This is a genomic window from Micromonospora sp. PRAS1 (assembly GCF_059553435.1).
Map to the genome: position 1 here is coordinate 1 of NZ_JCANNB010000049.1, position 17877 is coordinate 17877.

A 17877-nucleotide genomic window follows, 5' to 3' on the forward strand; every position below is an offset into this window, starting at 1 on the left:
CTAGGCGGGAGATCCAGCCGGTGACGTCGCGGGCCACGTCCTGGGCGGTCAGGCCGAGGTCGGCCAGGATCTGGTTGCGGGAGCCGTGCGGGTGCCAGTCGGCCGGTACGCCCAGGTCACGCAACGGCACCCGGACGTCGGCGTCCCGCATCGCCTGGGCGAGGGCGTCGCCGACCCCGCCGACGCGTACGCCGTCCTCGACGGTGACCACCAGCCGGTGCCCGGCGGCCAGCTCGACCAGTTCGGCCGGGACCGGGCGGACCCAGCGCGGGTCGACCACGGTGACCCCGTAGCCCTGCTCGGCGACCCGGGCGGCGACCTCCATGCCGAGCTGGCCGAAGGAGCCGACCGCGACCAGCAGTACGTCCGCACGGGCGGACTCGGTCAACACGTCCACCGTGCCGACCCGGCGCACGGCGGGCAGGTCGGCGGCGACCGCGCCGGTCGGGTAGCGCAGCACGGTCGGGCCGTCGTCGACGGCGACCGCCTCGCGCAACTCCTCGCGCAGGGTGGCGGCGTCGCGGGGCGCCGCGATCCGCAGACCGGGCACCACCCCGAAGACCGACATGTCCCAGATGCCGTAGTGGCTCGGCCCGTCGGGGCCGGTGATGCCGGCCCGGTCCAGCACGAAGGTGACCGGCAGCTTGTGCATCGCCACGTCCAGCAGCACCTGGTCGAAGGCGCGGTTGAGGAAGGTGGCGTAGACCGCGACCACCGGGTGTAGTCCGCCGAGCGCCAGCCCGGCCGCCGAGGTGGCCGCGTGCTGCTCGGCGATGCCCACGTCGTAGGTGCGCTCCGGATACTTGCGGGCCAGCTTCGCGATGCCGGTCGGCTCGGCCATGGCGGCGGTGATGCCCACCACGTCGGGCCGCTCGTCGGCGATGGCGACCAGCTCGTCGGCGAAGACGTGGGTCCACTTCACCGACGGCGCGGCGGTGGCGACGCCGGTGGCGATGTCGAACGCACCGGGCCCGTGGAAGCAGTCGGCCTCGTCCTCCTCGGCGGGGCGGTAGCCGTAGCCCTTGCGGGTGACCGCGTGCACGATCACCGGGCCGCCGAAGTTCTTCGCCGCGCGCAGGGCCGTCTCGACCGCGGCGACGTCGTGCCCGTCGACCGGGCCGACGTACTTGATGCCGAGGTCCTCGAACATCGCCTGCGGCGCGACCGCGTCCTTGATGCCCTTCTTGACCGCGTGCAGCACCTCGTACATCGGCTTGCCGACCAGCGGGGTCGAGCCGAGCGCGTCCTTGACCGTGTCGAGCACCTTCTCGTAGCCGGGGTTGAGCCGCAGCGTCGAGAGGTGGTCGGCGAGCCCGCCGATGGTCGGCGCGTACGAGCGGCCGTTGTCGTTGACCACGATCACCAGCCGGTTGCCGGCGGCGGCGATGTTGTTAAGCGCCTCCCAGCACATCCCGCCGGTAAGTGCCCCGTCACCGACCACGGCGACCACGCTGCGCGCCTCACCCCGCAGCGCGTACGCCTTGGCCAGCCCGTCGGCGTACGACAGGGCGGTGGAGGCGTGCGAGTTCTCGATGATGTCGTGCTCGCTCTCGGCCTGGCTGGGGTAGCCGGAGAGCCCGTCACGCTGGCGCAGCTGGTCGAAGCCGGCCTGCCGACCCGTGACGATCTTGTGGACGTACGCCTGGTGACCGGTGTCGAAGAGCAGCCGGTCCCGGGGAGAGTCGAAGACCCGGTGCAGGGCCAGGGTGAGTTCCACCACACCCAGGTTGGGGCCGATGTGCCCGCCGGTACGCGACACCTTGGCGATCAGGAAATCGCGGATCTCGGCGGCGAGGATGTCGAGTTCGGTGCCCGACATCCGCTTGACGTCCTGGGGACCGTGCACGGCGGCCAGCAGCCGGCCCTGGTTGGCCGTGTCCTCATCAACACTCATGACCGCAGAGTCTATCGGCCCCCGCACCCACCGCAGCTTGTGCAAGGAAGGGCCCCCTTTTAACGCCTGCGGTATAGGAAGGGCCCCTTCTTAACATTCATCCGCCGGGCAGCCATCCGCCGAGCAGCCATCCGGCGGGCAGCCATCCGGCGGGCAGCCATCCGCCGCGTAGTCATCCGGCGGGCAGCCATCCGGCGGGCAGCAGCAGCCCGAGCAGATTCATCCGCCGGGCAGCAGTAGCCCGACCAGCTCCACGTGCTGGGTCATCGGGAAGAGGTCGTACCCGCGCAGCGCGGCCAACCGCCAGCCGAGACCGGTGAAGACCCGCAGGTCCCGGGCGAACGCGGCCGGGTCGCAGGCCACGTACGCCACGGCCCGGGGTGCGGCGGCGACCACGTCGCGCACCACCTGCGCGCCAGCGCCCGCTCGCGGCGGGTCGAGCACCACCACGTCCACCGGGCCGGTGATCCGGCGGCGGGCCAGGGCCTTCTCCACCCGGGCCGACACCACCTCGACCTGGGGCAGGTCGCCCAGGTTCTCCCGGGCCGCCGCGACGCCGTCGCCGGCCGCCTCGACGAGGGTCACCCGCCCGCCGGGACCGACCCGGTCGGCCAGCGCCGCGGCGAACAACCCGGCCCCGCCGTAGAGGTCCCACGCCCGCTCCCCCGGTTCCGGCGCGGTCAGCTCCAGGACCGCGCCGACCAGGGTGTCCGCCGCGGCCGGGTGCACCTGCCAGAACGACGAGACGGGCAGCCGCCACTGCCGGCCCGCAGCCCGCTCCCGGACCCTCTCCGGGCCACGCACCAGCTGGGTACGCCCCGCCGCGACGGCGAGCATCGCCACGTCCCCCTCGGTGGAGGCGACGGTCTCCACCGCCTCGGCCTCCGGCCAGCTCACCCCGGCGGAGGTGAGCACCGGCAGTTCCTGGATCGCCGGGTGCGCGATCAGGCAGCGGTCGACCGGCACCACCTCGTGCGAACGGTGCTTGAGCAACCCGGCCCGGCCCGCCGCGTCCACCGCGTACCGGACCCGGGACCGCCAGCCGAGCCGGCCGCCCGGCAACGCCTCGACACGTACGCCCAGCGCGTCGCACGCGGCCTCGTCCAGGCCGCCGAGGCGGACGAGTTGCTCCCGTACGACGGTCGCCTTCCAGCGCAGCTGGGCCTCCGGAGCGACGTGTTGCAGGTCGCAGCCACCGCAGCCACCCGGCCGGGCGTACGGGCAGGGCGGGGTGACCCGCTCCGGCGCGGCCTCCAGCACGGTCACCGCGTCGGCCCGGACGAAGCCCCGGTGCACCTCGGTGACCTCGGCCAGCACCCGCTCGCCGGGCAGCGCGTGCCGGACGAACACCACCTGGCCGTTCACCCGGGCCACGCAGTGCCCACCGGGGGCGACCGCCGCCACGGTCAGCTCGACCCGCTCGGCCTCCTCCAGACCGCTCGCCACATCCACCGCGTCGCCGCGCCCACTGCCGGCCGAGACCCGCCCACTGCCGGCCGGGGCCTGCCCAGGATCGGCCGAGACCCGCCCAGGGTCGGTCGAGACCCGCCCAGGATCGGCCGGGGCCTGCCCAGGATCGGCCGAGACCCGCCCAGGGTCGGCCGGGGCCTGCTGTGCCTCGGTGGGCCGGTCCGGTCGCCGTTGCTCGCTCACCGCGGCTCACTTCCTTCCTGCTGATCCGCAGCGGTGCTCGCCGGCGGGACGCTCGGCGGCAGCGTACTGCGCGGCGCGACCCGGGGTCCCCGGGCCGGTCCGCGGGTCAGCGTGGCGTCCATCCGGTCGAGATCCTTGCTGGCGGTCGAGGCGAGCTGCCAGGGCACGCTTGTCACCATCACGCCCGGCTCGAAGAGCAGCCGGCCCTTGAGCCGCAGCGCGCTCTGGTTGTGCAGCAGGTTCTCCCACCAGCGCCCGACCACGTACTCGGGGATGAAGACCGTGACCACGTCGCGGGGCGAGTCGCGTCGGACGCCCGCCACGTAGTTCAGGATCGGGCGGGTGATCTCCCGGTACGGCGAGTCGATCACGGTAAGCGGGATCGGCACGTCCCGCCGTTCCCAGTCGGCCTGCAACTGCCGGGTGTCGTTGTCGTCCACGTTCACGGTCACTGCGGTGAGGGTGTCGGGCCGGGTGGCCCGGGCGTACGCCACGGCCCGCAGCGTCGGCTGGTGCAGCTTGCTGACCAGCACGATCGCGTGGTTGCGGGCGGGCAGCACCGGCCGGCCGTCGTCCGGGGCCAGCTCGACGGCGACCCGGTCGTAGTGCCGGCGGATGGCCAGCATCAGCAGGTAGATCACGCCCATCGCGACGATCGCGATCCACGCCCCGAGCAGGAACTTGGTGACCAGCACGATGACCAGCACCGCGCCGGTCATCGCCATCCCGAAGGCGTTGATGGCCCGGGACCGGATCATCCGGCGACGCGTCTGCGGGTCCCGCTCGGTACGCAGCAACCGGTTCCAGTGCCGGATCATGCCCGCCTGGGAGAGGGTGAACGAGACGAAGACGCCCACGATGTAGAGCTGGATGAGCTTGGTCACCTCGGCCTGGAAGCCGACGATCAGCATGATCGCGAAGACGGCCAGGAAGAGGATGCCGTTGGAGAAGGCCAGCCGGTCGCCCCGGGTGTGCAGTTGCCGGGGCAGGTAGCGGTCCTGGGCGAGGATCGAGCCGAGGACCGGGAACCCGGTGAAGGCGGTGTTGGCGGCCACGAAGAGGATCGTGGCGGTCACCCCGACGACCAGGAACAGCAGCAGCGAGCCGGAGCCGAAGATCGTCTCGCCGAGCTGGGCGGTGACGGTCTTCTGCACGTACCCCTCGGGGCCGGAGACGATCTGGGCGCGCGGGTCCTCGACGAACTGGAGGCCGGTGAGCCGGGCCAGCCAGACGATGCCGACCAGCATGGTCACCGCGACCAGGCCGAGCATCAGTAGCGTGGTGGCGGCGTTGCGGCTCTTGGGCGCCTTGAACGCCGGCACGCCGTTGGAGATCGCCTCCACGCCGGTGAGCGCGGCGCAGCCGGAGGAGAAGCTGCGCAGCAGCAGGAAGGCCATCGCCCAGCCGGTGGTGTCGTGCCACTCGGCCGCGATCACCAGGTCGGCGCTTGGGGCGCGCAGATCCTCGCCGAGCACGACGATCCGGACCAGCCCGGTGAGGATCATGCCGACGATGACGATCATGAAGCCATACGTGGGGATGGCGAACGCGCTGCCCGCCTCCTTCAGGCCGCGCAGGTTGACCGCGGTCAACAGGACCACCGCGATGACCGCGATGAGCACCTTGTGCGTCGCCACGAAGGGAATCACCGAGCCGAGGTTCGCCACCCCGGAGGAGACCGACACAGCGACCGTCAGCACGTAGTCGACAAGCAGCGCGCTGGCCACCCCGACGCCGAAGCGGGGACCCAGGTTGACCGTGGCCACCTCGTAGTCGCCGCCGCCCGAGGGGTAGGCGTAGACGTTCTGCCGGTAGCTGGCCACCACGGTCAACATCACCACGACGACCGCGAGCGCGATCCACGGCGAGAAGACGAAGGCCGAGGCGCCCGCGATGGAGAGCATCAGCAGGATCTCGTCCGGCGCGTACGCCACGCTGGACAACGCGTCCGAGGCGAAGACCGGCAACGCGATGCGCTTCGGCAGCAGGGTGTGCTTGAGCCGGTCGGAGCGGAACGGCCGACCGAGGAGCAGCCGCTTCAACAGGGAGGTGGATCGGGCCACGATCGCCAAGCGTACGACCAGCGGCGACCGCCGGCCGGGGTGGCCGGCTGCCGGCCGGCGCGGCGCCGGAGTAGCGTCGGTCCCCGCCCGCGGTCCGGACATGGCAGGCTCGCGGACGACGAGCGCAACGGCGGGCAGCCTGGGAGGCAGCGTGCATGTCGTGATCATGGGATGTGGCCGGGTCGGCTCGACCCTGGCGCACAACCTGGAGTCCCGGGGGCACTCGGTGGCGGTCATCGACCAGGACGCCGACGCCTTCCGCCGGCTCGGCCCGGACTTCGCCGGGCTCACGGTGACCGGGGCCGGTTTCGACGGTGACGTGCTCCGCCAGGCCGGCATCGAGCGCGCGGACGCCTTCGCCGCCGTCTCCAGCGGCGACAACTCCAACATCATCTCGGCCCGGCTGGCCCGCGAGACGTTCGGCGTCTCCCGGGTGGCGGCCCGCATCTACGACCAGCGCCGGGCGCAGGTCTTCGAGCGGCTGGGCATCCCCACCGTGGCCACCGTCCGGTGGACCGCCGACCGGATGCTGCGACACCTGCTGCCCGAGGGCAACGTGGAGATCTTCCGCGACCCGACCAGCACGGTCTCCATCATCGAGGTGCCGGTGCACAAGGACTGGATCGGCCGCCCGGTGCGGGCCCTGGAGCAGGCGGCCGGCGCCCGGGTGGCGTACCTGACCCGCTTCGGCATCGGCACGCTGCCCACCGCCTCCAGCGTGGTGCAGGAGGGCGACCAGGTCTTCATGCTGGTCACCGACGACCTGGTGGCCACGGTCACCGCGGCGGTGGCGGCGGCACCGGAAGGAGGGCAGTGATCATGCGGGTCGTCATCGCCGGTGCGGGCAACGTGGGTCGGTCGATCGCCCAGGAGCTGATCGAGAACGGCCATCAGGTGATGCTGATCGAGCGGCAGCCACGGATGCTGCGCCCTGAACGGGTGCCGGAGGCCCGCTGGGTGCTGGCCGACGCCTGCGAGCTGACCAGCCTGGAGGAGGCCGACCTCGCCAGCTGCGACGTGGTGGTCGCGGCGACCGGCGACGACAAGGCCAATCTGGTGGTGTCGCTGCTGGCCAAGACCGAGTTCGCGGTGCCCCGGGTGGTCGCCCGGGTCAACCGGGCCGAGAACGAGTGGCTCTTCACCGAGCAGTGGGGCGTGGACGTGGCGGTCAGCAAGCCACGCGTGATGGCCGCGCTGGTCGAGGAGGCGGTGACCGTCGGCGACCTGGTCCGCATCATGACGTTCCGGCAGGGTGAGGCGAACCTCGTGGAGATCACGTTGCCGCCGACCGCGCCCTACGTCGGCCAGCCGCTGCACGCGGTGCCACTGCCCCGGGACGCCGCGCTGGTGGCGATCCTGCGCGGCAAGCGGGTGCTGGTCCCGACCCCGGACGACCCGATCGAGGCCGGCGACGAACTGGTCTTCGTCTGCACGGCCGAGATGGAGGACGCGGTACGGACGGTGGTGCTCGGTCCGGACAGCGTCGAACGTACCCGCGAGTCGCGCTGACCGCGGCCGGGCCCGGCGCCGGCCCCGACCGCTCGGCCGCTGCCGGCCCCGACCGCTCGGCCGCTGCCGGTCCGGCCCGCTCGGCCGCTGCCGGTCTGGGCGGATCGGTCAGCCGCCCGTGCGGGTCGGTCAGCCGCCCGGCAGCGGCGTCGGCTGCGGGTGCGGCTCCCGGGTGACCCGGCGCACCGTCCACACCGTGATCAACAACAGCATGATGTACGGCGGATAGCCCAGTAGCAGCCGCGCCACGCCGAGCGCGGTGTCCTGCTCGGCGAGGTACAACCCGGCCTGCACGCCGACCTTGGCCAGCCAGACCACGCCCCACAGCACGGTCAGCCCGGTGAAGGTCCGGACCAGTTTGGGATCGTGGCGCCACTCGGAACTGCCCTTGGCCACCAGCACCGACCATAGCCAGCCGACCAGCGGCTGGCGGATCGCCGCCGAGATCAGCAACGCCACCCCGTAGCCGATGCCGTAGAGGATGCCCGGAAGGTAGAAGTCGCGCGCCTCACCGGTACGCCAGGCGATGGCCGCGCCGATGCCGATGCCGAAGAGCCCGTTGACGGCGTGCCGCACCGGCCGGCGCTGGGCCAGCCGCAGCCCGCCGATCAGCACCGCCACGCTCACCGACGCGATCACGGCAGGTCGCAGCTCGCCGATGATGTTGGCGATCACGAAGACCACCACCGGGATGCTCGACTCGAACAACCCTCGCCAGCCGCCCAGCTGGTCGGCCATCTGCTCGGCGACGGTGGGTAGCCGCTCCTCCTCCGCCGGCCCGGTCTCCGGCTGGGTAGCCGGGGGCTGTCCCGTGGTCATCGCCCGCCTTCCGTCCGCCGTGCCCGCAGGTTCATCTCGACGGCTCCAACTCGTAGTACGGGTTGTAGATCACCTTGCGGTCGTCCCGCACCGCGACCCGTCCCCGGGCGGTCAGGTGTCGTCCCGGTTCGATGCCGGTGATGTGCCGGCGCCCGAGCCAGACCAGTGTCACCACATCGCTGCCGTCGTAGAGGTCCGCCTCCAGCGCCGGCTGGTTGGTCCGCGGCGTGTAGACGACGGTACGCAGCCGCCCGGAGACCGAGACCACCTGGCCGCGCCCGCACTGCCGCACCGGCACCGCGCCGCACCGGGCGCTCTCCCGTTGCAGCTGCTGGGCCTCGATCTCGGCCTCGCTCGCGGTGAGCCGGCGCAGCAGCCGGCGCAGCGAACCCGGACCATCGTCGGCGGCCATGACCTCCGCGTCACCCTCTCCACGCCGGCCGGCTGGCGCCGGCAACCGGCCGCGCCGGCGGCGCCGGGACGGCTCACGCCAGCGTACCGCCGACAGCGGCCGTCCCGGAGGTCCGGCAGTCGGCCGGAACACCGGATCAGCGGCCACCCGTGGTCGACGCGGCATCCGCATCCGCCGCACCGGCCTGCTCGGCGGCCTCCCGCGGCAGCCGCAGCGGCAGCGGCTCACGCACCGGCTTGGCCTCCACGCCCCGGTCCACGACCAGCCCGTCCAGGCACTGCGCCAGCGGACCGGCCGCAGCCGGGTTAGTGGCCGCCTCGCCCTGGTACACCGCGCGTACCATCCACCGCGGCCCGTCGACGCCGACGAACCGTAGCTCGGTCAGACCGTCCTCGTTCCGCACCCGGGCGTGCAGCTCGGTGCCGTACTCACCGGTTACCTCCTGCGCGGCGGCACCGTCGTTGAACAGGGACTGGCGGATCTCCTCACGCACCTCGTCCCAGATTCCCTCGCTGCGCGGGGCCGCGAAGACACCGAGTTGCAGGGCGCTACGCCCGTGCACCAGCACGACCTGCTGGATCACACCCTGCTGGTCGGCCTGCACCCGCACCTCGACGTCGGGCACCGCCGGGATCTGGAGGCTGCCCAGGTCGAGCCGCTGCACCCCCTCCGGTGCCTCGGTGACGTCGTACGGGCCGCGTGCCGGGGCCTCCTCGACGGCTCCGGTGGTCTCGGGCACCTCGGCCCGGGCGTGCCGCCCCGCGTCCCGCTTTCGGGAGAAGATCACTGCGTCCACCCTCCGCTGTTCGCACCCACGGTGCCATCTCGTCCGTCCGCGCCATCCGTCTCCGGTGGCGGCACCAGCCCGGCATGCCCGCCGGTGGAGCCGTGGCCGCCGGTCCCGCGTCCGGACGCGGGCAACTCGGCCACCGGCCGGAACGCGGCCCGCGCCACTCGCTGCACAACGAGTTGCGCGATCCGGTCGCCCCGGGAGATCTTCACCGACGTGGCCCGATCATGGTTGATCAGGTTGACCAGGATCTCACCCCGGTAGCCGGCGTCGACCGTACCGGGCGCGTTGAGCACCGTCACGCCGAGTCTGGCCGCAAGCCCCGATCGGGGATGCACCAGGCCCACGTACCCCTCGGGCAGCGCGATCGCCACGCCGGTCGGCACCAGCGCCCAGCCACCGGGCGGCAACTCGACGTCGGTGGCCGCCACCAGATCGGCGCCGGCGTCACCGGGATGGGCGTACGCCGGCAGCGGCAGCTCGGGGTCGAGCTGCCGGACCGGCACGGGCACCAGGTCGGTCACGGTTTCCCTCTTTCGTCCTCATCCGCTGGGGGTGACCCTGCCATCCTGCCCGGTACCCGGGCCAGCCCGCGCCGTACCCTGGCACGAGTGAGCCAGTCACCGTCTGCTTCGTCCACCACGGCGCCCGCGGTCTACTCCGAACGACTGCGGCTGCCCTGGTGGCTGTGGCTCGCGGGGCTGGCCGCCGCCGCTCTGGTCGCGGTCGAGGTGTGGATGGGTGGCGCCGGGGTGCGGGCCTGGTTGCCGTTCGCGGTGCTGCTCCCGGCCGCGGTCGCCGCGTTGGCGTGGCTGGGCCGGATCCGGGTCGCGGTGGCCGGCGGCGAGTTGCAGGTCGACGACGCCCGGCTGCCGGTCCGGTTCGTCGCCGACGCCATCCCGCTGGACGCCGAGGGACGGCGGGAGGTGCTCGGCGTCGGAGCGGATCCGCTGGCGTTCGTGGTCCAGCGGCCGTGGATCTCCGGCGCGGTCCAGGTGGTCCTCGACGACCCCGCCGACCCCACCCCGTTCTGGGTGGTCAGCTCCCGGCACCCGGTCGAGCTGGCCGAGGCGATCCTGGCCGCCCGGCAGCCGACGAACTGATCCGGCCGGCGCCGGACCGCGGCGCGATCCTCCGGCACCCTCAGGGCGCGCCGGGTAACGCTGGCGGAGTACCCGGTAACGGCGGTGGAGTGTCCGGCAGGCCGCGTCGCTGCCGACGCAGATCGGTGCGGAGCTGATCGGCAAGCGTCCGGGTCGCCCGCCGGTTCAGGTAGCTGGCCACCGCCGCGCCGGTGAGGAACGGGCCCAGCGTGGTCAGGTTCCGGCCGAACCGCTTCAACAGGGTCTCCCGCAGCTCGCGCCGGGCCGCCGTGCCCAGCACGGCGCCGACGCCCACCCCGGGCATCATCGGATTGACCCCACGTTGGTTGGCCCACGCCTGCACCAGGGCCACCGTCCGCTGGGTGCCGCCGGCCGGCAGCGGGGCGCGGTAGACCTCGTGCAGTTCCCCGGTCAGCTTCAGCTCGATCGCCACCACCGCCACCGTCTCGGCGGCGAGCAGGACCGGCGCGGAGAGCAGGCTCGGCGCGACCGTCCACTGCACGGCGGAGGCGCCACCACCGGCCGCACCGACGCCCGCGGTAGCCCGGGACGCGTTGCGCACCAGCCGGTCGGCCAGCGCCTCGTCGTCCAGGTCAGGGAAGTGCCGGCGCAACGTGGCCAGGTCACGGATCGGCACGTGGGGTGCGATTTCGGCAACCGTGTCGACCATCCAGCGCAGCGCCGCACGCGGCTTGAACAGATCGCGGACCCCACGGGCCCGGGCCTGCTGGACCAGTCGACCCAGCAACTGCCGACGGGTGGCCGGCTCGATCTCGTCGGCGGTCAGTGCCGCGACCGTCGCACCCAACTCGTCCGGTGCACGCTCGCCACCGCCATCGCTCATGTCCCGACCTCCCGGCTGGACGACCGCCAGCACGGCGGCCCGCCCTACGAGTCAACCAGGTCGGCCGGCGCGGCGCTCGCCGAGCCGGGCAGCGGCGGCTCCACCCGGGAGCCGCCGCTGTGCCAGTGGTGTCGATCCCTCTGTCAGACGCACTCGCGGCAGATCAGCTCGCCGTTGCGCTCGACCGCCAGCTGGCTACGGTGGTGCACCAGGAAGCAGCGGGCACAGCGGAACTCGTCCTGCTGCATCGGCAGCACCTTGACCGTGAGCTCCTCGTCGGCCAGGTCGGCCCCGGGCAGCTCGAAGCTCTCAGCCACTTCAGCCTCGTCGACGTCCACGGCGCCCGACTGTGAGTCGACGCGCCGGGCCTTGAGCTCTTCCAGGCTGTCCTCGCCGAGGTCGACCTCGTCGCGGCGCGGGGCGTCGTAGTCGGTGGCCATCGGTTTCACTCTCCCATTTCGATGTTGTCGCTTCCGGTTGTAACGCCGGACGACTCTGTTTCGGTTCCGCAGGCCGGCCACCGCTAGTGTCGGCCACCTGACCCGATGACCGCTCGGGTCAGACCGCCGGAGGATCTCTCCGGCGAGCGCGGAACCCTACCCCCCCTTTGGGCGAGGCATGTATACCGCCCTTGTGGCTGAGATGTACGCCCCTGCACGGGAAGTTGTTCCCAATGTGACTCAGGCGACACGAAGATAGGGGTAGTACTACCCGGTTATCGGATGGCGCGCCGGCATGTCGGACTGTTTCCACGCGACGGTCGGACAACCGCTAACCTCAGCGGCGTACCCGACGGCCGGCGGGACAGCCCCCAGCGTCGACGGCCGCCGCCACCCACCCACCGCCCGGGAGCGCACTGATGAGCTTTGCGCGAGTGCGAGCACTCGTTGTCGTCGGCATGCTGGCGGTGCTCGCCCTGGTCTTCGTGGTCGTCGCGGTCCTGCGGGACACCCAGAGCACCGCAGGCATCGCCGAAGGCTGCCCCGATGACTGGCCGCGCGCCGACGTCACGCTTCGGGAGCGCAAGGACGTCAAGATCAACGTGATGAACGGCACCGAACGCCCCGGGCTGGCCACCGTCGTCGGTGACGCCTTCCGCAATCGCGACTTCCAGGTGAAGAAGCGCGGCAACGAGAAGAACCAGGTCGACGGGGTGGCGGTCCTGCGCTACGGCCCGAAGGGCGTCGGGTCGGCGCACCTGCTGCGGGCGTACTTCCTGGGCCGGGCGAAGCTCGAGTACAACGCCGAGCGGGAGGACGACGTCGTAGACGTGGTGCTCGGCAACGACTTCCAGCAGTTGGCCACCACCACCGAGGTCAACCAGTCCCTCGGCGACCTCGGCGCTCCGGTTGCCCCGCCGGGCTCCTGCCCGATGCCGGTGGAGAAGTAACCGAACCGGCAGTCCGCCCGACCGAACCGGCAGTCCGCCCGACCGGACGGGCAGACTGCCGGTCGGACAGGCCGATCTGACCGGCCGGACGGCCGCAGCGACGGTCGCCCGACCGGTCGAGGGTCACGGGCCGCCGGAGGCATCCAGCCGGGCCAGGTGGTCGTGCAGGGGGTCGAACAGTGCCGGCGGGGCGGCGACGACCATGTCCGGTCCGGGTGCCAGGCCCTTGAGCCCGCCGATCCGCACACCGGCCTCGGCTGCCACCAGCGCACCGGCCGCCTGATCCCAGGTCGCCAGCCCCTTCTCGTAATAGGCGTCGGCCCGGCCCTCGGCGACCAGACAGAGGTCGATGGCGGCGGCGCCGAGCCGGCGGATGTCCCGTACGTGCGTGATCAACTCCGCGACCACCCGGGCCTGGTGAGCCCGGCGCCGCGAGTCGTAGCCGAACCCGGTGACCACCAGCGCCTGGCCAAGGTCGGTCTCGGTGGAGCATCGCAGCCGCTGACCGGCTCGCCAGGCGCCACCACCGATCGTCGCGGTCCACTCCTCACCGGTGTGGATGTTGCGCACCACCCCCGCCACCACCTCGCCGTCCACTTCCGCGGCGATGGACACCGCGCAGTGCGGTAGCCCGTACAGGTAGTTGACCGTGCCGTCGATCGGGTCGACGATCCAGCGCACCCCCGTCGGGACGTCCGTGTCGCGCTCTGCCGTGCCGTACTCCTCGCCCAGCACGGCGTCACCCGGCCGCAGCCGGCGCAACACGCCGGTGATCTGGCGTTCGACCGCCCGATCGGCGGCGGTCACCACGTCGGTGACGGTGCTCTTGGTTGCCGTGACCGAGACGCCCTCGGCCCGCATCCGGTACGCGGTGGCCGCCGCGTCCCGTGCCACGTCGATCGCGATCTCCAGAAGTTCCGGCGGCGGTGGCGCCGAGCGATCCATCATCCGTCCCCTTCCGGCACGGCCGGGTTTCCGAGTTTTGCGCGGGTATCATCCTTACAAAGCCCACAAGAGCACCGAATCGGCGGTCCAGGCCACCGATCAGCCGTGCGGCGCAGGATGATCGCCGCAGACGGCGTTACAATTCAGCCCTGCCCACGCGCCACGGGCGGCCGAGCGACCGGCCGGCCGGGGACACGGGGGTTCCTCAACCACATCGCCCGGCACGGTGCCCCACGCTGCGCCAGACGATCCGGCCGTGCTCGCTCTTCGCCTCCGGAAGGTCATTCGTGACAGAACCCCGCCAGACCGGCGCCGACGTTCGCTCGCTCACCGACACCTTGATCGCCCACGCGCAGAGCGCCGGCGGCCAGCTCACGTCGGCCCAGCTCGCGCGCACCGTCGAGTCCGCCGAGGTGACTCCGGCCCAGGCCAAGAAGATCCTGCGAGCGCTCTCCGAAGCCGGGGTGACCGTGGTGGTCGACGGCTCGGCCAGCACCCGCCGCCGGGTCGCCGCCGCCCGCTCCGCGACCCCGGCGTCGCGGGCCACCACCGCCAAGACCACCAAGAAGGCCGCGCCGGCGCCGAAGCAGGCGCCCGCCGCCGAGGAGGCCGCCGCCCCGGCCCCACGGAAGGCGACCTCGCGCAAGACCGCCGAGGTGGCCGCCAAGGCCGCTGGGCCGGCGAAGAAGACCACCCGGGCCACCAAGGCGACGGTGGCCGCCGCAGCGGGCGCGACCACGCCCGCCAAGGCCGCCGGCAAGGCCGCCAAGGGTGACGGCGCCGAAGGCGAGGTGGACCCGGAGGAGCTGGCCGCCGAGATCGAGGACGTGGTGGTCGAGGAGCCGGCCGAGCTGGCCCAGGCCGCCGAGGCCGACGCCGCGAGCTCCGCCAGCGACAACGACTTCGAGTGGGACGACGAAGAGTCCGAGGCGCTCAAGCAGGCCCGTCGGGATGCCGAGCTGACCGCCTCGGCGGACTCGGTCCGGGCATACCTCAAGCAGATCGGCAAGGTTCCGCTGCTCAACGCCGAGCAGGAGGTGGAGCTGGCAAAGCGGATCGAGGCCGGGCTCTACGCCGCCGAGCGGCTGCGCGCGGCCGACGAGGGCGAGGAGAAGCTCGTCCGGGAGATGCAGCGCGACCTGCTCTGGATCTCGCGGGACGGGGAGCGGGCCAAGAACCACCTGCTGGAGGCGAACCTCCGCCTGGTGGTCTCGCTCGCCAAGCGGTACACGGGCCGTGGCATGGCCTTCCTCGACCTCATCCAGGAAGGCAACCTCGGCCTCATCCGCGCCGTCGAGAAGTTCGACTACACCAAGGGCTACAAGTTCTCCACCTACGCCACCTGGTGGATCCGCCAGGCCATCACCCGCGCCATGGCCGACCAGGCCCGCACCATCCGCATCCCGGTGCACATGGTCGAAGTGATCAACAAGCTGGGCCGGATCCAGCGCGAGCTGCTCCAGGACCTGGGCCGCGAGCCCACCCCGGAGGAGCTGGCCAAGGAGATGGACATCACACCGGAGAAGGTGCTGGAGATCCAGCAGTACGCCCGGGAGCCCATCTCGCTCGACCAGACCATCGGCGACGAGGGCGACAGCCAGCTCGGCGACTTCATCGAGGACTCGGAAGCCGTGGTGGCGGTCGACGCGGTCTCGTTCTCGCTGCTCCAGGACCAGCTCCAGCAGGTGCTCCAGACGCTTTCCGAGCGTGAGGCGGGCGTGGTACGCCTGCGGTTCGGCCTGACCGATGGCCAGCCGCGTACCCTCGACGAGATCGGCCAGGTCTACGGCGTGACCCGCGAGCGGATCCGGCAGATCGAGTCCAAGACGATGTCCAAGCTGCGCCACCCGTCGCGCTCCCAGGTGCTACGGGACTACCTTGATTGATCAGCATCCGTCAACTGATCGTGTCTTTTTGATCACCTGGCGTGCAACGCCGCATGGTGATCAGGTGATGCACGAATGTGATCGTTGACGTGGCACCCTGGGTGCACGGCACACTGTCCGTGCCAGGTGTGACCTCGGTCCCCCGAGGGCACACAGGGAAGGCGAGGCCCGACAAGGGTGTTGCACGATAGGTGACCAAGACCGAAGAGAGTGTTCATCGGTGACGACCAGAGGAGGAAGGCGATGACCCCGACCCTCACGCCGCCGCCCGAGACGGTGAGCCCCCCGGCCGCCGATGAACGGTGCGACCGCTGCAATGCCGCCGGCAAGCTCCGGATCACCCTCGCTGGTGGTAGCGAGCTTGTGTTCTGTGGGCACCACGCGAACAAGTACGCCGAAGATCTCGTGAAGATCACCGTGCGGTACGCGACGGACCCGGAGTTCACCTGGCGCGGCGCCGACCTGATGGCCAACTGAGATCCATAACCTGCCGAGCCGGCCGGAGACATCCCCAGGATGTCTCCGGCCGGCTCTTTCCTGCCCACCCCTCCCGCATGGTCGTTGATCATGAAGTTATTGTCCGGGTAAGCGCTTACCTCGGACAATAACTTCATGATCAACCAAACTGGACCCGGGGTTGGGCCCGGGGAGAGGGTTTGGGGGGGTCAGAGGGTTTGGACGGTGGCGATGCGTTCTTCGAGTTGCTCGATGGTGGCCTGGGCGCTGGGTGGGCCGCCGCAGAGACGGCGCAGCTCGGCGTGGATCTTGCCGTGCGGTTGACCGGTGCGGTGGTGCTGGGCGGCCACCAGAGCGTTGAGCTGACGGCGTAGCGCCACCCGGCGCTGGGCGGCGCTCATCGGCGGTGGCGGGCTGGCCGGCGCCCCCGCCGGTTCGGCCGTACGCTCGGCGGCCCGACGCCGCTGGGCGGCCAACTGCTCAGCCTGCCGCTTGGAGAGCAGCGCCGCCACCTGCTCCGAGGTGAGCAGGCCCGGCAGGCCGAGGTACTCCTCCTCCTCGGGCGTGCCCGCCTGGGCCGCCGTGCCGAAGGAGGCGCCGTCGAAGATCACCTGGTCCAGTTCGGCGGTGGCGGAGAGCGCGGCGTAACGCTTCTCCAGCTCGCCGCTGGCCTGCTCCTCGCGCTGGGCCCGGTCCAGCAGGTCGTCGTCGAAGCCCTCCCGGTCCTTCGGCTTGCCCAGCACATGGTCCCGCTCGGTCTCCATCTCGCTGGCCAGCCCGAGCAGGTGCGGCACGCTGGGCAGGAAGACCGACGCGGTCTCCCCCGGCCGGCGGGCCCGGACGAACCGCCCGATCGCCTGCGCGAAGTACAGCGGGGTGCTGGCACTTGTCGCGTAGACGCCGACGGCCAGCCGGGGGATGTCGACGCCCTCGGACACCATCCGCACGGCAACCAGCCAACGCTGCTCGGACGCCGCGAACGTCGCGATCCGGGCCGAAGCGCCCACATCGTCGGAGAGCACCACCGCGGCCCGCTCCCCGGTGACCTGCTCGATGAGCTTGGCGTACGAGCGGGCCACCTGCTGGTCGGTGGCGATGACCAGGCCGCCGGCGTCCGGCATGCCCGCCTCCCGCAGCACGGTCAGCCGGGCGTCGGCGGCACGCAGCACCTGCGGCATCCAGTCGCCCGCCGGGTCCAGCGCGGTACGCCAGGCCTGGGCGACGAGATCCTGCGTCATCGGCTCGCCCAGCCGGGCCGCCAGCTCCTCCCCGGCGTTGGTCCGCCACCGGGTCTCCCCCGAGTACGCCAGGAACAGCACCGGCCGCACCACGCCGTCGCGCAGCGCGTCGGAGTAGCCGTAGACCGAGTCGGCTCGCGAGCGCAGCAGACCGTCGTCGCCGCGCTCGTAGCTGACGAACGGGATGGGATTGTCGTCGGAACGGAACGGCGTACCGGTGAGCATCAGCCGACGTACCGCCGGTTCGAAGGCCGCCTTCACCCCGTCGCCCCAGGTGCGCGAGTCGCCCGCGTGGTGGATCTCGTCGAGGATGACAAGCGTCCGCCTGGTCATGGTGCGCCGGCGGTGCACCTGCGGCGCCATCCCGACCTGGGCGTAGGTGACCACGGCACCGTGGAAGTCGGCCGAGGAGTGCAGGTCGGCGTTGCGGAACGCGGCGTCGAGCTGGATGCCGACCCGGGCCGCCGCAGCCGCCCACTGGCTCTTCAGGTGCTCGGTCGGCGCGACCACTGTGACCGCCTCGACGGTGCCGTCGGCGAGCAGCTCGGCGGCGATCCGCAGAGCGAAGGTGGTCTTACCGGCACCGGGCGTGGCCACCGCGGTGAAATCCTCGCTCCGGCGGCGCAGATACTCCACCATCGCCTTGCGCTGCCAGGCCCGCAGGGGCGGAAATGTCTCGAGCGCCGGCGTCCGGGCTGCCACGGGGTTGGCTCCTCTCCGACCGCACGATGTCCCGACCGCAAGCAGCGGGCCGGGCCGAGGGACACGCAGCCCCGCCCACGAAAACGCCTCCGCGCATCCGTAGCCGCGAAGGCCGACTCAGCATAACCAGCGCCGGCGGCCGCCCCCACTCGACGCCACACCGGGTGGGTCCG

At 72.0% G+C, this 17877-nt stretch carries 17 protein-coding genes; 6 read left to right on the forward strand and 11 right to left on the reverse strand.

The annotated features are described in order from the left end of the window. From dxs to AC507J_RS29335, 3 genes are all read right to left on the reverse strand, one after another. A partial coding sequence (gene dxs / locus AC507J_RS29325) for a 1-deoxy-D-xylulose-5-phosphate synthase (RefSeq protein WP_496293254.1) occupies positions 1–1894 on the reverse strand: 1894 nt, incomplete at its 3' end. Between the two features lie 219 nt (positions 1895–2113). Next, the gene (locus tag AC507J_RS29330; protein ID WP_496293321.1) at positions 2114–3346 is read right to left on the reverse strand and encodes a class I SAM-dependent RNA methyltransferase; all 1233 of its coding nucleotides are present in this window, start codon (positions 3344–3346) and stop codon (positions 2114–2116) included. 197 nt (positions 3347–3543) lie between these two features. Further along, complete coding sequence (locus tag AC507J_RS29335; RefSeq protein WP_496293256.1) at positions 3544–5610, reverse strand: APC family permease; 2067 nt, start codon at positions 5608–5610, stop codon at positions 3544–3546. A gap of 151 nt (positions 5611–5761) precedes the next feature. Here AC507J_RS29335 and AC507J_RS29340 point away from each other — a divergent pair, with 151 nt between their 5' ends. Together AC507J_RS29340 and AC507J_RS29345 are read left to right on the forward strand one after the other, a co-directional pair. Then, positions 5762–6427 carry a potassium channel family protein gene (locus AC507J_RS29340; protein ID WP_496293258.1) on the forward strand — a complete coding sequence of 222 codons (666 nt, stop codon included), beginning with the start codon at positions 5762–5764 and terminating at the stop codon, positions 6425–6427. 2 nt (positions 6428–6429) lie between these two features. Next, positions 6430–7119, forward strand: coding sequence for a potassium channel family protein (locus AC507J_RS29345; RefSeq protein WP_496293260.1), 690 nt, complete (start codon positions 6430–6432; stop codon positions 7117–7119). 129 nt (positions 7120–7248) lie between these two features. Here AC507J_RS29345 and AC507J_RS29350 read toward each other — a convergent pair whose 3' ends face one another. From AC507J_RS29350 to dut, 4 genes are all read right to left on the reverse strand, one after another. Beyond that, positions 7249–7938, reverse strand: a complete 690-nt coding sequence (locus AC507J_RS29350; RefSeq protein WP_496293262.1) for a DUF3159 domain-containing protein — start codon at positions 7936–7938, stop codon at positions 7249–7251. A 31-nt stretch (positions 7939–7969) separates the two neighbouring features. Then, a complete protein-coding gene (locus AC507J_RS29355) occupies positions 7970–8350 on the reverse strand; it encodes an OB-fold nucleic acid binding domain-containing protein (protein WP_341719715.1) in 381 nt (126 codons plus the stop codon). A 136-nt stretch (positions 8351–8486) separates the two neighbouring features. Continuing rightward, positions 8487–9137: a DUF3710 domain-containing protein gene (locus tag AC507J_RS29360; RefSeq protein WP_496293264.1), complete on the reverse strand. Its 651-nt coding sequence runs from the start codon at positions 9135–9137 to the stop codon at positions 8487–8489. Then, positions 9134–9664, reverse strand: a complete 531-nt coding sequence (gene dut / locus AC507J_RS29365; RefSeq protein ID WP_496293266.1) for a dUTP diphosphatase — start codon at positions 9662–9664, stop codon at positions 9134–9136. Before dut ends, AC507J_RS29360 begins: the two co-directional genes overlap by 4 nt. 78 nt (positions 9665–9742) lie before the next feature. Here dut and AC507J_RS29370 point away from each other — a divergent pair, with 78 nt between their 5' ends. Continuing rightward, the gene (locus tag AC507J_RS29370) at positions 9743–10243 is read left to right on the forward strand and encodes a DUF3093 domain-containing protein (protein WP_496293323.1); all 501 of its coding nucleotides are present in this window, start codon (positions 9743–9745) and stop codon (positions 10241–10243) included. A 40-nt stretch (positions 10244–10283) separates the two neighbouring features. Here AC507J_RS29370 and AC507J_RS29375 read toward each other — a convergent pair whose 3' ends face one another. Beyond that, complete coding sequence (locus AC507J_RS29375) at positions 10284–11087, reverse strand: hypothetical protein (protein ID WP_496293268.1); 804 nt, start codon at positions 11085–11087, stop codon at positions 10284–10286. Positions 11088–11230: 143 nt separating this feature from the next. Further along, positions 11231–11527: a DUF4193 domain-containing protein gene (locus tag AC507J_RS29380; protein WP_007075406.1), complete on the reverse strand. Its 297-nt coding sequence runs from the start codon at positions 11525–11527 to the stop codon at positions 11231–11233. Between the two features lie 434 nt (positions 11528–11961). Between AC507J_RS29380 and AC507J_RS29385 the strand changes: the two genes are divergently transcribed. Beyond that, complete coding sequence (locus AC507J_RS29385; protein ID WP_496293325.1) at positions 11962–12477, forward strand: LytR C-terminal domain-containing protein; 516 nt, start codon at positions 11962–11964, stop codon at positions 12475–12477. A 123-nt stretch (positions 12478–12600) separates the two neighbouring features. On the opposite strand, the gene AC507J_RS29390 is transcribed toward AC507J_RS29385, so the two are convergent. Continuing rightward, positions 12601–13422 (reverse strand): inositol monophosphatase family protein, encoded by an 822-nt coding sequence (locus AC507J_RS29390; protein WP_496293327.1) that lies wholly within the window; start codon positions 13420–13422, stop codon positions 12601–12603. Positions 13423–13709: 287 nt separating this feature from the next. Between AC507J_RS29390 and AC507J_RS29395 the strand changes: the two genes are divergently transcribed. Together AC507J_RS29395 and AC507J_RS29400 are read left to right on the forward strand one after the other, a co-directional pair. Then, positions 13710–15308 carry an RNA polymerase sigma factor gene (locus AC507J_RS29395; protein WP_496293272.1) on the forward strand — a complete coding sequence of 533 codons (1599 nt, stop codon included), beginning with the start codon at positions 13710–13712 and terminating at the stop codon, positions 15306–15308. 243 nt (positions 15309–15551) lie between these two features. Then, complete coding sequence (locus AC507J_RS29400) at positions 15552–15785, forward strand: DUF7455 domain-containing protein (RefSeq protein ID WP_093410327.1); 234 nt, start codon at positions 15552–15554, stop codon at positions 15783–15785. A 188-nt stretch (positions 15786–15973) separates the two neighbouring features. On the opposite strand, the gene AC507J_RS29405 is transcribed toward AC507J_RS29400, so the two are convergent. Beyond that, complete coding sequence (locus AC507J_RS29405; protein ID WP_496293275.1) at positions 15974–17704, reverse strand: DEAD/DEAH box helicase; 1731 nt, start codon at positions 17702–17704, stop codon at positions 15974–15976. Positions 17705–17877 lie beyond the last annotated feature (173 nt).

Excerpts from the sequence above, each read along its gene's own strand:
- AC507J_RS29400 (WP_093410327.1), top strand. The coding sequence starts at position 15,552 with ATGACCCCGACCCTCACGCCGCCGCCCGAGACGGTGAGCCCCCCGGCC.
- AC507J_RS29355 (WP_341719715.1), bottom strand. The coding sequence starts at position 8,350 with ATGGCCGCCGACGATGGTCCGGGTTCGCTGCGCCGGCTGCTGCGCCGG.
- AC507J_RS29350 (WP_496293262.1), bottom strand. The coding sequence starts at position 7,938 with ATGACCACGGGACAGCCCCCGGCTACCCAGCCGGAGACCGGGCCGGCG.
- AC507J_RS29345 (WP_496293260.1), top strand. The coding sequence starts at position 6,430 with ATGCGGGTCGTCATCGCCGGTGCGGGCAACGTGGGTCGGTCGATCGCC.
- AC507J_RS29390 (WP_496293327.1), bottom strand. The coding sequence starts at position 13,422 with ATGGATCGCTCGGCGCCACCGCCGCCGGAACTTCTGGAGATCGCGATC.
- AC507J_RS29375 (WP_496293268.1), bottom strand. The coding sequence starts at position 11,087 with ATGAGCGATGGCGGTGGCGAGCGTGCACCGGACGAGTTGGGTGCGACG.
- AC507J_RS29380 (WP_007075406.1), bottom strand. The coding sequence starts at position 11,527 with ATGGCCACCGACTACGACGCCCCGCGCCGCGACGAGGTCGACCTCGGC.